Origin of the sequence: Methylicorpusculum oleiharenae (genome assembly GCF_009828925.2) — a bacterium.
Taxonomy (GTDB): Bacteria; Pseudomonadota; Gammaproteobacteria; order Methylococcales; family Methylomonadaceae; genus Methylicorpusculum; species Methylicorpusculum oleiharenae.
Genome location: NZ_WUTY02000001.1, coordinates 4,073,331 through 4,087,457, shown reverse-complemented (window position 1 = coordinate 4,087,457; position 14,127 = coordinate 4,073,331). Strand labels below are relative to the sequence as shown.

At 46.4% G+C, this 14,127-nt stretch carries 13 protein-coding genes; 9 read left to right on the top strand and 4 right to left on the bottom strand.

Annotation, left to right across the window (positions count from 1 at the left end; translation table 11 throughout):
* The first annotated feature begins 100 nt into the window (after nucleotides 1-100).
* From GO003_RS18350 to GO003_RS18340, 3 genes are all read left to right on the top strand, one after another.
* Nucleotides 101-823, top strand: coding sequence for a DUF445 family protein (locus GO003_RS18350; RefSeq protein ID WP_159658320.1), 723 nt, complete (start codon nucleotides 101-103; stop codon nucleotides 821-823).
* Nucleotides 820-1,602, top strand: a complete 783-nt coding sequence (locus tag GO003_RS18345) for an alpha/beta fold hydrolase (RefSeq protein WP_159658319.1) — start codon at nucleotides 820-822, stop codon at nucleotides 1,600-1,602. The genes GO003_RS18350 and GO003_RS18345 overlap by 4 nt, the downstream gene beginning before the upstream one ends.
* A 131-nt stretch (nucleotides 1,603-1,733) precedes the next feature.
* The gene (locus GO003_RS18340) at nucleotides 1,734-2,288 is read left to right on the top strand and encodes a hypothetical protein (protein WP_159658318.1); all 555 of its coding nucleotides are present in this window, start codon (nucleotides 1,734-1,736) and stop codon (nucleotides 2,286-2,288) included.
* 49 nt (nucleotides 2,289-2,337) lie between these two features.
* On the opposite strand, the gene mltB is transcribed toward GO003_RS18340, so the two are convergent.
* Both mltB and GO003_RS18330 read right to left on the bottom strand, forming a co-directional pair.
* Nucleotides 2,338-3,471, bottom strand: a complete 1,134-nt coding sequence (gene mltB, locus GO003_RS18335) for a lytic murein transglycosylase B (protein WP_206444745.1) — start codon at nucleotides 3,469-3,471, stop codon at nucleotides 2,338-2,340.
* Nucleotides 3,472-3,611: 140 nt separating this feature from the next.
* On the bottom strand, nucleotides 3,612-4,382 hold the full coding sequence (locus tag GO003_RS18330) for a ceramidase domain-containing protein (protein WP_159658317.1): 771 nt from the start codon (nucleotides 4,380-4,382) through the stop codon (nucleotides 3,612-3,614).
* Nucleotides 4,383-4,510: 128 nt separating this feature from the next.
* On the opposite strand from GO003_RS18330, the gene GO003_RS18325 reads away from it, so the two are divergent.
* Complete coding sequence (locus GO003_RS18325) at nucleotides 4,511-5,275, top strand: inositol monophosphatase family protein (protein ID WP_159658316.1); 765 nt, start codon at nucleotides 4,511-4,513, stop codon at nucleotides 5,273-5,275.
* A gap of 154 nt (nucleotides 5,276-5,429) precedes the next feature.
* Nucleotides 5,430-5,693, top strand: a complete 264-nt coding sequence (locus GO003_RS18320; RefSeq protein ID WP_159658315.1) for a hypothetical protein — start codon at nucleotides 5,430-5,432, stop codon at nucleotides 5,691-5,693.
* Between the two features lie 9 nt (nucleotides 5,694-5,702).
* On the opposite strand, the gene GO003_RS18315 is transcribed toward GO003_RS18320, so the two are convergent.
* Nucleotides 5,703-6,482 carry a DUF2272 domain-containing protein gene (locus GO003_RS18315; protein ID WP_159658314.1) on the bottom strand — a complete coding sequence of 260 codons (780 nt, stop codon included), beginning with the start codon at nucleotides 6,480-6,482 and terminating at the stop codon, nucleotides 5,703-5,705.
* Nucleotides 6,483-6,891: 409 nt separating this feature from the next.
* Between GO003_RS18315 and GO003_RS18310 the strand changes: the two genes are divergently transcribed.
* From GO003_RS18310 to GO003_RS18295, 4 genes are all read left to right on the top strand, one after another.
* Nucleotides 6,892-7,458: a cytochrome b/b6 domain-containing protein gene (locus GO003_RS18310; protein WP_159658313.1), complete on the top strand. Its 567-nt coding sequence runs from the start codon at nucleotides 6,892-6,894 to the stop codon at nucleotides 7,456-7,458.
* A gap of 44 nt (nucleotides 7,459-7,502) precedes the next feature.
* On the top strand, nucleotides 7,503-9,464 hold the full coding sequence (locus tag GO003_RS18305) for a heavy metal translocating P-type ATPase (protein ID WP_159658312.1): 1,962 nt from the start codon (nucleotides 7,503-7,505) through the stop codon (nucleotides 9,462-9,464).
* Between the two features lie 249 nt (nucleotides 9,465-9,713).
* Nucleotides 9,714-10,382: a response regulator transcription factor gene (locus GO003_RS18300; protein WP_159658311.1), complete on the top strand. Its 669-nt coding sequence runs from the start codon at nucleotides 9,714-9,716 to the stop codon at nucleotides 10,380-10,382.
* On the top strand, nucleotides 10,379-11,716 hold the full coding sequence (locus GO003_RS18295; RefSeq protein ID WP_159658310.1) for an ATP-binding protein: 1,338 nt from the start codon (nucleotides 10,379-10,381) through the stop codon (nucleotides 11,714-11,716). Before GO003_RS18300 ends, GO003_RS18295 begins: the two co-directional genes overlap by 4 nt.
* A 387-nt stretch (nucleotides 11,717-12,103) precedes the next feature.
* Here the strand turns inward: GO003_RS18295 and GO003_RS18290 are convergent, their stop codons facing one another.
* Nucleotides 12,104-13,720, bottom strand: coding sequence for an ArnT family glycosyltransferase (locus tag GO003_RS18290; RefSeq protein WP_159658309.1), 1,617 nt, complete (start codon nucleotides 13,718-13,720; stop codon nucleotides 12,104-12,106).
* Between the last annotated feature and the right edge of the window lie 407 nt (nucleotides 13,721-14,127).

Below are 14,127 nucleotides of genomic sequence, written 5' to 3'. Positions count from 1 at the left end.
CCAACTTTTCTCGATTCTCAACTTTTAAATTGTGGCGCTGATTTTTTGATCTTGTTTATAATCCGCACCATCCGATTTAACTGATAAATTTTCAAACCTTATGAAGAAATGGATCAACAAAAGTTTTGTCACTAATTTTGTGGCAGTAGGAATTATTATCACCGGTTATCTTTGCCCGGTTCAGTCTGCGCTGATGAAATCTATCGGTTTTTTTGCTTTGTCAGGGGCTGTTACCAACTGGCTGGCAGTGTATATGCTATTTGAAAAAGTCCCCTTACTGTATGGATCTGGCGTGATTCCCAGTCGCTTTGAAGAATTCAAGTTTTCCATTAAGCAATTGATGATGGAACAATTCTTTACGGTTGAGAATATCGAGCAATTTATTCAGAAAGAGGAAAGGGAGGGCAGCAAGATTCTTAATCTTGATCCGATTTTAAACGCTGTTGACTATGACAAAGTCTACGAAGGCCTGGTGTCGTCAATCATGAATTCATCGTTCGGCGGTATGCTGATGATGATGGGTGGGCAAGAAGCGTTGTTGCCGCTAAAAGAACCGTTCACCGAAAAAATGAAAAATGTACTCAGCGAAATGGTAGAATCCGACCGTTTTAAAGATGCGCTTCAGCAAGGTTTGGATGCCCATAAAATCGGTACCGATATCATCGATCGGATCGAAACTGTGATTGACAATCGGCTAAAGGAATTGACGCCCCAATTGGTCAAAGAGATGGTGCAGAAAATCATTCGTCAGCATCTAGGTTGGTTAGTCGTATGGGGTGGGGTGTTTGGCGGTATTCTGGGCGCTTTTTTTAATTACGCATGAGCCCAAATACCGTCCCATTAGTTTTTGAAGGCTTTGGTGATCCGGCGAATCCGCCTTTGATCATCTTGCATGGTTTTTTTGCGTCCGCCAGAAATTGGCGGCAAATAGCCCAGCAACTGGCACAGCGATATCATATCTATGTTGTCGATCAGCGCAACCATGGCCGGTCGCCCCATGATCCGGAGATGGACTATCCTTCAATGGCGCGGGATTTGGCCGGTTTTATGGCTGAACAGGGTTTGGAGAGATCCACATTATTGGGACACAGTATGGGCGGGAAGGTGGCTATGTGGTTTGCCTTGAACCAGCCTGAGCGGGTTAACAAAATGATCATTGTCGATATTGCTCCGGTATCGTATCAGCACAGTTTTAATGATTTAATCAATGCGCTGAAAAAACTTCCTTTACCTGAACTCAACAATCGGAAAGATGCCGATTGCTGGTTGGAATCGGCCATTCCGGAGGCAAGCTTCCGGCAGTTTCTGCTTCAAAATCTCGTTTTGGATCAAGGCACGTTCAGCTGGCGTATCAATCTGGATTTCTTTTACCAATCAGCGCCTCACATCATCGATTTTCCCGACACCAATGGCATGAATTATCAACACGAAAATGTGCTGTTTGTCGTGGGGGGTAATTCAAATTATACCGATTCCAATGTGGTTTATGGCGTGTTTCCAAATGCCGAAATTAAAGCGATTGAGAATGCCGGGCATTGGTTGCATGTGGAAAAACCGGGCGAATTTATCGAAGTCGTCAATTCTTTTTTGTTGAAGGACTAAATTACGCGCGCTTGTTGCCGATAAAGAGAGTGAAACTGACTTGTTGTTGAGTTAAGGCGGTCAGTTTTAATTTCGGATTAATGGTTTATTAATCTTTTTTACAATCGGTTTGGCATAAACGATGGCGCACCATGAAGCGTAATATCTGTTTGATCAGTATTTGTCTCATTCTAACCAGCTTGAATAGCAACGCGGACTATTATGACGTTCCTATGCTGGAAGCAAACTGGGTTCTTAGTAAAACCAAGTCTGTTTGCCTGTTGACACAAGATATTCCGCATTATGGAAAAGCTGAGTTTGTTCATCAATCGGGTTCAGCTCTCAGGTTTTCAATTCAGGAGTATCGAGTCAGGCCGACGATTATCAAGGCCAATCTGGCCATTGCTCCGGCGCAATGGATGCATCATGATGCGTCTTTTGATAAACATCTTGTTTATCTGGATCCCCCCGAAAAAATCAAGGATTTTAGCCGGCTTAGCGCCTATGGCGATGCGGCAGAAACTATGGTGGATGCTTTATTACAAGGCCACTCGCCGACTTTCATTTATCTGAGTGCAATTTCTGATCTGGACATGCGGGAAATACGCGTTGCAGTTTCGCCGGTAAAGTTCCAGATTGCTTACGATGAGTTTTTAAAATGCCGAAAAAATATGGTCCATTCCCGAGCCACTCCCGAAAATTTTTAGAATCTATTTCGGAAGCGGATTAGAAAATTCTCTATAACACCAGCGGTTCTTAAATAGCCCGTTTGATGGTTTGGGCCAGTTCATGGATAGCCATTGCATAATGAGTGCTTTGGTTATAACGGGTGATGACATAAAAATTGGGGTGACCTAACCGGTATTCATCATGAGTTTCATGTCTGAGCAGCAATAAATTGAGCGGATCATTACACGCACATGGCTCTGCCGGATAAATACCGGCCCTGTTCAATTCAGGCAACAGGTAACGGGCTTTCAGGCCAAACTCGATATTCAGGGGTTGGTTGGTTTTGATCTTGGCCCGCGTAACGACGGGTTTACCCGGTTGCCATCCGTGTTGCGCAAAATAATTGGCAACACTGCCGATGGCGTCCTCGGGATTCCACAAATCTCTTTTACCGTCACCATTAAAGTCAACGGCCCAGTTCAAGAAACTGCTGGGCATAAATTGGCCCAGTCCCATGGCGCCGGCAAATGAACCCACCGGTTTTGCGGGATCCATCCGTTCGCGGGCCGTCATGACCAGAAAGTTCTCAAGTTCTCCGCGAAAATAGTCTGCTCTGCGTGGATAATCGAAGGCCAGCGTTGTAAGTGCATCAATAATACGGTGGTTGCCGACAAAGCCGCCGTATGAGGTTTCCACGCCCAGGATGCCGATAATGTATTCGGAAGGGACGCCGTAGGTCTGAGTCGCTTTTTGCAGGGTGTTGTGATATTTTCTGGCAAAAGCAACGCCGCCGTTGATATGCCGTTCGCCCAGAAATTTGGACCGATAACGGGTCCAGCTGCCTTTGGACGGCTTGACCGGCAGAGGGCTCGTGCCTCCAGGCGTCAAACCCGCCTCTGCATCGGATTTTCTCAGATAATCCAGTGTCCAGTTCTTTCGTTTTGCTTGTGAAAACAGACCTTTGAGGTATTCAGGACTTATCCCGTACTTTTGATGAATGGAATCGATGAATTTTGCCAATTCCGGATAACGGGCATAGTCTCCGGTCACTTGCTGTGCATAGTAACGGCCAGTCGGCATAGGTAAAGCCTGAATCACCGGCTTCTTAATCAAAACGGGTTGCTTTACTGGTGCTTTCGCTGTTTTAGGTGGCTCAACCTGTTGGTTCTGTGAGGCGCATCCTGTCAGGAGTAGCATTAATAGGACGACATTTATTCTCACACTGATTTCCTCTTGACACTCTAAGTTAACTGAAATTGTAATCTTATATGGCTAAAGACTGATTTTCTTTGCCTGCGGTTAATTTGCAGTAGAGCTTAAATCAATCTTAACGCGTTGACCAGTCAAAAAACAGTTCAGTTTTAACGGGCTTTTCTGATCATTAGTTGTCTTAAAAAAACGGCACAGCCTGCCGCTGCCGCCAAGTGTTTTAAACTGTGTCCGCTGATAAATCCCAACAGTTGATAAATCGTCAGGTCCCCTATTTCAAAAACCTTGGCTAAACCATACAAGCCATAAAAAATCCAATACCGGTTAGCGTGAGAGAACTTGGCAGGGTAAATCAGCAAAATGACCGGCATCAGCACAAGCGGTAGATACTGGACCAGACCATAGATGCGCAGATCACCTTGCCCCTGTTTTTCGCCCAACCACCAATAAAGAACAGAGCCGACTCCGGCAAACAGCAAAGGATAACTGAGCGATTTAGCCACTTTTACAGACACATATTCGCCGAGAATAATGCAAAAAAAGGACATAAAAGCAACGGACATGGGCAGCCTGTCCCAGACTAATGTGTTGTTGGAAGGCTCGTTGTGATAGTAAACTGAACCCAGGCCAACACCTGCGATACCGGCGAAAAACCAGTAATAGCAGGGCTTCAGTTCGATAATTACGTTCAGTGCAGACTCTTTTGCAAGCAAGCGGATGCCGGCAATACCAACGAGTAGGAAAGGTAGGTTGGTCATGATGTTCAACATATTCGGTATACCCCAGAAGCTGCGATCATCCGCTAATCCGTGATACCCAGGAAGTTGAGGCATTGCCGGTAAAAACAACACGCCCATGATGCAAGCCAGACTGATGCAGGCCAGGGTCCATGCGCGGTATTGAAGTAAGAATGGTTGTTTCATTTTCTCTCCCTACTAAGTAAGTGTTAATAAAGCCTGGTACGCTTGATCTTTTTTGATAAACGACGTCGGCGATTCGTCATGATAGAATCGACACCCTTATTTTCTGACTCAACATAAGGTTAAAATTGATGTCAATTTCATCTGCTCAGCTTGAAAAAATAGTGCGTGAAGCCGGAGCGATCGCATTAAGCCATTTTAAAGATCTTAAAAACCTGAGTATCAATAAAAAGAAACCTCGCGACTTTGTTACCGCTGCCGATGTGGCCGTTGAAGCGTATCTTCAAGAGGTCCTGACAAAAGAATACCCTCAATACGGTTTTTGGGGAGAAGAGAGCGGACAAACTGCGGATCAGAGCAGTCGCTGGATTGTCGATCCCATTGACGGTACACATTCTTTTGCCAAAGGGCAATATTTCTGGTCTATCAGTGTGGCGTTGGAAATCGATAATCAGATCGTATTTGGTGCGGTCTATGTGCCCACCGTCAATGACTATTACTGCGCGGAGCTGGGTAAAGGTGCATTTAAAAACGGCGAACCCACCAGCGTATCATCCGAAACAGTACTCGGTGATGCGATGGTGGCGACCGGCTTTGCCTGCCTGAGAAGCTATTTGAAAGAAAACAACTTGCAACGTTTTTGCCGTATCGCCGAGCGAACGACCGGTCAGAGACGGTTTGGTTCTGCAGCCATGGATATTTGTATGGTGGCGGACGGGCAGGTCGATGCTTTCTGGGAACAGGAGCTTAATTTATATGATGTTGCTGCCGGCGCCTTGATCGCCAAAGAAGCCGGGGCAACCGTTACCGATTTTAAGGGCAATGAAGGTATTTTTCCGAAACAGATACTGGTCACCAACGGTAAAATTCTGGATCAAATTCTGCCTTTAATGTAATGCGTTACTCTATCTACCAACGCATTGAATCGACAGGCAGTGTTGTAGGAGCGGGCCAAGCCCGCGATCTGAGGTGGTTCGATCGCGGGCATGGCCCGCTCCTACAAAATACGCTTAACTTAACGGCATTGACTATTTCTACTGGGGGTGTGTGGTGATTGGAACAATTTCGGCTTTGCTTATTTCGTATTGGTATTATAAAAACGCGCTCAAAAAAGGCAAAAATGCCGTTTTACATGCCGCTTTGGGTTTTTGTTTTTATCTGGTTCCTGCGCTGCTATGGACTATTTTTGTGACACCGCATCTGCGTGATGCTGTTTCACATTCCCCGGGACAGATAATGTCTTTTTTTGCAAACTATGCCTTTGTGATTGTCGGTATCAGCTGTGCCGTCTGGGTTAAATACAAACATTTTTAACCTTTGAGTTTATGGGGTTCTCTGTTCAATAATGATGCGCCAGGGTCTATAGGCATTGGGCACTATATAACCATCGGCATCCAGTTCTACTTCCGTCATACTCACTGCATCCAGAACATTGCCGCCTATCACTAACAGACTGCGCTCGTGCCGGTTCACGGCTAAATCACAGTGATAGGCGCCTCTAACCAGGTTGATGAAAGAATCCACTTTATCAATAAAACTTTTGCCGCGCGGCGCGCAAACCAGATCACCCGGTTTCGGGGCATGAAAACGCGCATCGCGGGCGATAAATCGTCCTGGCGGACTTTGTTTCAGGATGTATTCAATATAATCCCAATGAAGAACCGATGAAGGTAAGTCACTTTCGGAAACACCCGCACTCCTTGCCAACCAGCCTATAAAGGCGGCCGACCAGGGCCGAAGTTCGCCTTCGTAACCGAACAGGTGCAAAGATGAAACCCTTTGCCAGTACATATTTACCCGTGCAAACAGGGCAGGGTGAGCCTCATTTGCAGGGGTATTTTGATCTGGAAAAATCAATTTTGGCGGATCGCTTTGATAATCGGCGACCGGATTGCCGAATAAGGTCCATTCTTGAATAGCCAGAAAAATCATGCGTTCGCGAATGCTTGGAACCGCAATACTCGGTGCGATTTTGGCATCGGGCGGTAATAGGGAATAGGGCTGCTCAGATACCCGTGGAGTACAACTTATCAGCGTTAATATACTGGTTAATATGACGCTGCAATAAAGCAGACAAGTCAAAAATTCGTTTTTCCGTTTCATGCTTCAGCCGTCTTAAGTTTCAGGGTTATTGTTACTTTACTCAGGGTTAATCGTCTTGCGAGTTGCCATCGATACCCTGGGCTGAAACAATGATAGAAAAGTGATGATTATCGCAGTGTTGGGATTCATATTGAAGAGCTCCGTCTTACTCTTTGTGCCGTTTAATAAAGTAGGATTCGTTAGCCCTCAGTTAAATACCATTCCATTTTCAGTTTGATTTCAGGCTGTCTTCCTATGATTCATTCTGGATACCTACTCACCCTTCCCATTTTATTGGCTGTAGGTGCTTGATTTCATAGGACGCATCAAAACATCCCTGGTGCAGAAGCAATTTCAATCAAGCACCTACAGCTTCTATTCCAAGCAGGCGAGTAGTTATCTTTCTGGTTTTATTCACGAGGGTTTCAATATGCAAGATAAAATAAAGGTTTGGGATTTACCGGTTCGGTTATTTCACTGGCTGCTGGTATTGAGTTTTTTTATTGCCTATTTGACTGAAGAGGAATTTTTAACGCCGCATGTTTATGCGGGTTATGTGGTTATCGGTCTGATGGTATTCCGTTTTATTTGGGGTTTTACGGGCAGCCGGTTTGCCCGGTTTTCAAGTTTTATTTGTTCACCCGCAGCTTCTCTCGCTTATTTGAAAGACTTGGCTACTTTAAAGGCTAAGCGTTATATCGGGCATAATCCAGCCGGTTCAGCCATGATCTTGCTGTTATTTATCAGTCTCCTGATGCTTTGCATTTCCGGTTTGGCTGTCTATGCAGCGGAGGAACACGCTGGGCCTCTGGCTCGATTTGCAATCAGTCAGGGTGACTTTTGGGAGGAAATTCATGAGTTTTTTGCCAATTTCACGCTTTTTTTAGTGGTTCTTCATGTTGCCGGTGTTATAGTCGAAAGCCGATTGCACGGCGAAAGTTTGGTGAAATCCATGTTGACAGGCTATAAGTTCATCAAAACCAAGTCTGAGCAATAATACAATCTGCGCTTAATTTATCCGGTTAACTCAAACATCTTGCTATGGCCGCTACTAAAACTATTCACGCAAAACCTCTTTCATTTGAAGCATTGATTGCGGTGTTCAGTCTTGGCTGCATAACAGGCTATCTGATATTCAACTACGGGTTTAACCCGAGTGGAGCCCACGATCACTATACATTGGGGGTGCAAATTTGGCTGGATCACTCCGCATTCAGGTTGTTTGCCAACCGTCTTCAGTTCAACGCGACCTTGATGGAGTTACCGCTGATTGCAGTCCTACTGGCAGGCGGTTTGCCGTTGATAGTCAAATTGACAGCCAAGCTTTTTCAGGGCGATTGGGGCGCTGATTTGTTAGCTGGAATTGCCATCATCACGTCAGTCTTGCTGGATGAATATCTGGCCGGTGCCTTAATTGTATTAATGCTTTCAGGGGGCTCGGTACTTGAGGCGTATGCAGTAAAAAAAGCCTCGTCAGTGCTGGATGCCTTGGCCAACCGGATGCCTTCAGTGGCTCACCGTACATCGGCGGCGGGTATTGTCGATATTGCGATTGAGGACGTTAAAATTGGCGATACCTTGGTTATTCTGCCTCATGAAATCTGTCCTGTTGATGGCACGGTCATTAACGGTTCGGGAATCATGGACGAATCTTACTTAACGGGCGAGCCTTATATGATGTCAAAAGTCGCCGGTTCCTCAGTGCTTTCAGGCGCTATCAACGGCGATGCGGGATTGACCATTCAGGCAGACAAGTTGGCGGTCGATTCCCGCTATGCCAAAATCATGAATGTCATGCGCGAATCCGAACAACAACGGCCCACACTCCGGCGGTTAGGGGACCAACTAGGGGCGATCTATACGCCTATTGCTGTGGCAATCGCATTGATCGCCTGGGGTTTCAGCGGCGACGCCGTCAGATTTTTGGCTGTGTTGGTTATCGCAACACCGTGTCCTCTGTTGATCGGCATCCCGGTTACTATTATCAGCTCCATTTCGCTGGCGGCAAAACGCGATATTGTGATTAAAAATCCGGCGATTCTCGAAACAATAGGCAGTTGCCGGACGGCCATTTTTGATAAAACCGGGACGTTGACTTATGGGCGTCCGGTTCTCACGGAATTGTTGCCTGTTCCTGAATTTTCCAAGAATGAAATACTTCGTTATGCGGCAAGCCTCGAACGTTACTCTAAACACCCTTTGTCCAGTGCCATAGTAGCGGCAGCCGAGAAAGCAGCAGTGCCTTTATCTGAAGTTGCCAATATTCAGGAGTTGCCCGGAAAAGGTCTCAAAGGCTATGTGCTTGATAAGCAGATTCAAATCACTAGCCGAAAACACTTCACGACCGGCACACCGATGCAAGTCGCCGATTTGCCGCCTATCGCTGACGGTATGGAATGTATCGTACTGATTGACGATCGCTATGCCGCTACTTTGCGGTTTCGAGACGAGGTTCGAAGCGATAGTTCGTCTTTTATCAACCATTTAAAACCCAGTCATTTATTTGACAAAGTCATGTTGGTTTCCGGAGACCGTGAATCGGAAGTGAGATACCTGGCGGAACTGGTAGGGATTGAACATGTGTATTCCGGACAAACACCCGAGCAAAAATTGCAATTGGTCCGCAAAGAGACTGAATTGGCCAAAACCGTATTTATGGGGGATGGAATCAATGATGCCCCGGCATTAACGGCGGCCACCATTGGGATCGCATTTGGAAAAAACAGCGATATCACCGCCGAGTCCGCCGATGCCGTCATCATGGACAGTTCGCTGTTGAAAGTGGATGAGCTTTTTCACATTGGTAAACGGATGCGCACCATTGCACTGCAAAGTGCAGTTGGTGGCATGGCGTTAAGCATCATCGGCATGGGCTTCGCTGGAATGGGCTATTTATCGCCTGTGGCCGGGGCAATAACGCAGGAAATTATTGATGTGTTTGCCGTGTTGAATGCGTTAAGAGCCGCTGTGCCGCCCGGAACTTTATCGGACTACCGCAGGTAAAATAAGGCTTTGTTTGCATCAATAGTTGCCGTCGTTCCGGCCTGGATGACGACTCTGCAAACCTTCAACGCCTCATGCGAACAGTACTTTAATTAATGAGTTTGACACCGTTTATGCAAACCCTCTCGATAATTCCAGCAGCCAAGCATAGTGGCAGTCCGTTTTTGAAATTATTGGGAAACTTCAGATTTTCTATTTCTCAGGCTAAAAATGGTATGAGGAAATTGATAACAATCAGGATTAGCTTTCATGCGATTACTTTTGGTAGAAGACGATAAGGATTTGGTTAAGTCATTAAAAAAGGCTTTGGAAAAAGCAGGCTTTGCCGTCGATGTTGCCTATGATGGCGTTGAGGGCGAGTTTTTGGGTAATGAGGGCATTTACAGCGCAGCCATTCTCGATTTGGGCCTGCCTTTACGCAGCGGCCTGGAGGTTTTGACCCACTGGCGGTCCTGTTCCAACGCCTTACCCGTGCTGGTTCTGACTGCACGGGATGCCTGGTATGAAAAAGTGGACGGGTTTAAAGCCGGTGCCGATGATTATCTGGGAAAACCATTTCATATTGAAGAATTAATAGCCCGCATCAATGCCCTGATTCACAGAGTTAATCGTCAACCTTCAGGGCTGCTAAAAGTGGGGGGATTGACGTTGGATGAAGCGCGTCAGCAAGTGACTACGGAAACTGGCTTGACGCATGAATTAACCGGCACAGAGTTTCGCTTGCTGCGTTGTTTTTTGCTTAACCCTGGTCGGGTGCTAAGCAAATCCGCATTGACCGATCTGGTCTACGATCTGGATTCGGATAAAAACAGTAATGTGATTGAAGTCTATGTCAATCATTTGCGGCGCTTACTGGGCAAGGAGCGTTTTGAGACCCGCAGAGGGCAAGGGTATGTTTTTAAGGATGTTGACCCATGAAGTCTTTGCAGTTACAGCTCAGTATAGGCTTGTTATTGAGCCTGATTGTTTCCTTTACGATTCTGTGGTCGATGACCGGTTCGACATTGCAACGGTTGGCCGAAGAATATTTGGCCGGGCATCTGAGCCATGACGGCGAGAGCATCATGGAGGCTTTATCAATCGCGGCCGATCAGCAGATTATCGTCGATGCCGCTTCTATAGAGCCGGTCTATAAACGGCCGTTGTCGGGTAATTATTATCTGGTGATTACCTCCTCAGGTGTCATCAAATCAGACTCTTTGGCGGATCAAAGTTTTGCCGTTCCCCCCCTGTCTCCCGGGCAGACTTTACGAATTTCTAACCCAGGGCCTAATGGACAGCCCTTATTGATTATGGCGCAGGCTTTTTTACTTAATGGGATTCCCGTTACCGTAGCGGTTGCCGAGGATTTTTCAAAGGCGCTTGGCATGATTGACTATGTTCAACAGGGTTATACCGAGATGGCCCTCGCTTTATTAACGGCCTTGATCGCAATCCAAATCATCATTCTTCGGGCCGGCTTCAAGCCGTTGAAAAAAATTCAGCATCAATTGCAGGCATTGGAACATGGTGCGCTTCATCAACTCGATACGAATGTGCCTAAAGAGGTTGCCGGCCTGGTCAACGAAGTTAATGATTTGCTCAGAATCATGGAGCAACGCTTGCAAAGGAAGCGTAATTCATTAGGTGATTTGGCGCATGCGTTGAAAACTCCTTTAACGGTGTTGCAGCAACTGGCTCATGAAGATGAGTTAAAGCACCATACAGACCTACAAGCTCAGTTGATCCTACAGACCACGAATCTGCAGCGCATCATCGATCGTGTATTAAAACGAGTGCGTTTGGCAGGACCTGGCTCGGTCTACACCAGCTTTAATGTGGAGCAGGAAATAAAGGACTTGATCCACGCGATGAGCCGGATTTACCACGATAAACAGCTGTCAATTCACGCAGAATTCAATGGTGTCAAAAGCTTAATGATTGACCGGGAAGACATGCTGGAATTGACCGGTAATCTGATGGATAACGCGTGTAAATGGTGTAAACATCGAGTAGTCATTCGCTTTCATGCCGATGATCAGCTTCGTATCGTTGTCGAGGATGATGGTAACGGTGCCCCGGATTCCGCCTTGCCGGCATTATCGCAACGAGGAATCCGCCTGGATGAGCGCATCGATGGACAGGGACTGGGATTGTCAATTGCCCAGGCAATCACAGATCAATATGACGGCGCATTAACTTTCAGCCATTCTGAAGAGTTGGGCGGCTTTAGCGTTCAAGCCGTTTTGCAGTTACGGTCCAGTTCGATTTGAACCCGGCAAGAAAGGTTTTTAACCATTAACTGATTTTATAGGAAGATTGCCGTCTAACCGTTCATGAAAGTCCTGCATTCGCCCCGTCAAATGAAAGTACTAGGTGTTAAGGAGATAGAGCGGTCACTCGCCCGACAGGACGCCGTGAATACGTCCATGTAGGCTTGACGGCGGCTCCCTGCCGCCGACACCTGTCGATCGAGCAACCGCTCCCTCTTCGGTTCGTGTACTTTCACGGTAACTTTTTCGTAACTATTCATTAACGTGTAGGTTGCGGCTGGCGATAGCCAACCCAACATTTCAAGACCATGGTGTTAATTGTTGAGTTGCGAAAAGCATACAATCCAACTTATGCTGAATAATTACACTTTTTCAAGTTTATAAAAGTTATTGGTTTAATAACGCTTGTAATTCAGGATCCTTGAGTAAAAAATCGGCTGAAATAATCGCTTTTGTTTTATTTTTAAAAGCATGCTTAAAAACGATGCCTTCTCTGTGAACGTGCTTTTTTGGTTTGTAAGCGATAATGATATAGCCCTCCGGATGCTGCCTTGACCATTTCAACGCATCAGGTACTACCGGCAAGCCATGTGGTAACCGCCCATAAAAGTTGTATTCTCCATGGTATTTTTTATAGTGAACGATGGGCTTACCTTCTGCTAGCAAGTTGGCAACAGTTTTGGACGGTTGTTCAAGATCATAGCGCTGATGTTCTAGCGAAAAGTAAGCGGATGACGTCACGGATAACAAAAGTATCGATGTCAGGCAGATCAAAAGCGCCGAATGCTTGAGCGACTGAACAGCAATGAACCTTAAGACAACCCCACTTATCAGTAATAAGCTACCCCAATTGAACAACAGCGATTCAGCTGTTTCCGGCCATGATAGCGTTTCACTGACTCTGGACAAACCTACGGCAATCAAACCCACCAAGAGGGCCATGCCTGTTAATAAATGATGGAATTGCTGGCCTTTTGTCAATGACGCGCCATCCGCTGAACGGGCAATCAGCAACGCCAATGCCGGTATTTCGGGTAATAAATAATGTAACTGTTTACCGCTGACAAAAGAAAATGCGATGAATACTGGTAAAAACCAGGCGATACACAATCGCATGCCTTTTTCGTTCAGTTTCAGTGTAGTCAATCCTGCCCAAAATGGACGCCACAACAGCCAAGGCAATAAAAAAAGCGGCGAAAATACAAGATACCACCACCACGGTTTGGCATGCGCAAATGAATTGACCAGTCGTCCGGTTGTTTGGCCCAGAAAAATAGCTTTTTGATAAGCCTCGCCCCCTGAGAACCCGGCCGGTATTGCCCACGATAAGGCTATTAACACGCCGGTCAATAAGCCCAGCAAAACCCCAAGATACCAACTCCGCCAGTTGATGGCGTTGGCTTCGGTGTCTCGTGTCCACCAGGGCGCCAATAAGGCGACCGGCAAACAATGGATCAGAATCACAGGGCCTTTCGTCAGGATTCCTCCGCCAACAGCCAATCCCAACAGCAGCCAATACTTGAATCCTGAGTGGGTAAGGCTAGCCTTAACCAGACTGTAAAGGCCCAGCAGAACAAAGAAGCTCAGCAGCATATCGAACAGGGTTAAGGTGCTGAATATAATCCATAGCCAAAAACCCAGTAATATAAACGGGACAGAATCGCCAATTGCCGGACGTTTCGGCCAAAGTAGCCGTGCGAAAGGCGCGCTCAGGAAAACCGTAGCCAGCGCAAACGCAGGAGCAATCAAGCGAGGCGTCCATTCATTGACGCCAAATACACCCCAGCTCAACTGCATTAACCAAAACAGAAATGGCGGCTTATGACTATAGGGTTGCCCATTGATATAGGGCACCAAAAAATCATTTCGACTCCACATTTCCCAAGCCACAGCCAGATAACGGGTTTCATCGATAGGAAATAAAGGCCGGTTTATCAATGACACCGATATCAAGCCGGTCCACAGAAGCACCAGCCAAATCGGGTTAGAGAGTTTTAAGCGCACGAGACAACCTCAAAAGAAGAAGGCTAGGGGAATTGTGAAAAAGCAGAAGTTGGAAACTTAACAAGAGCAACTCACTGATTCAAGCGCTAATATAAAACGAATAGCTTATCCTGATCCTCATTCATGCTTATTTGTCGGGTAATAAAGGTGATCCGTTAGCCCTGAGCTTGTCGAAGGGTCCGTGTAAAGTGGTTCGATAAAATCCAATAACGGTTTGATTACCAGGGTAAGTTTTGATTGGCAGGGTTGTGGATTAAAGAAGGCTATGTTCGCGTTAGTAGTTGAAATGACATTAAAGCCGTCATTCCGGCATGGATTGCCGGATTCGTTAGACCGCGTAAGCAAATCCAGATCACAAGGATGTGAAATTCAACGCCATCCATCGCTTCTGGACCCCGGCAACAGTG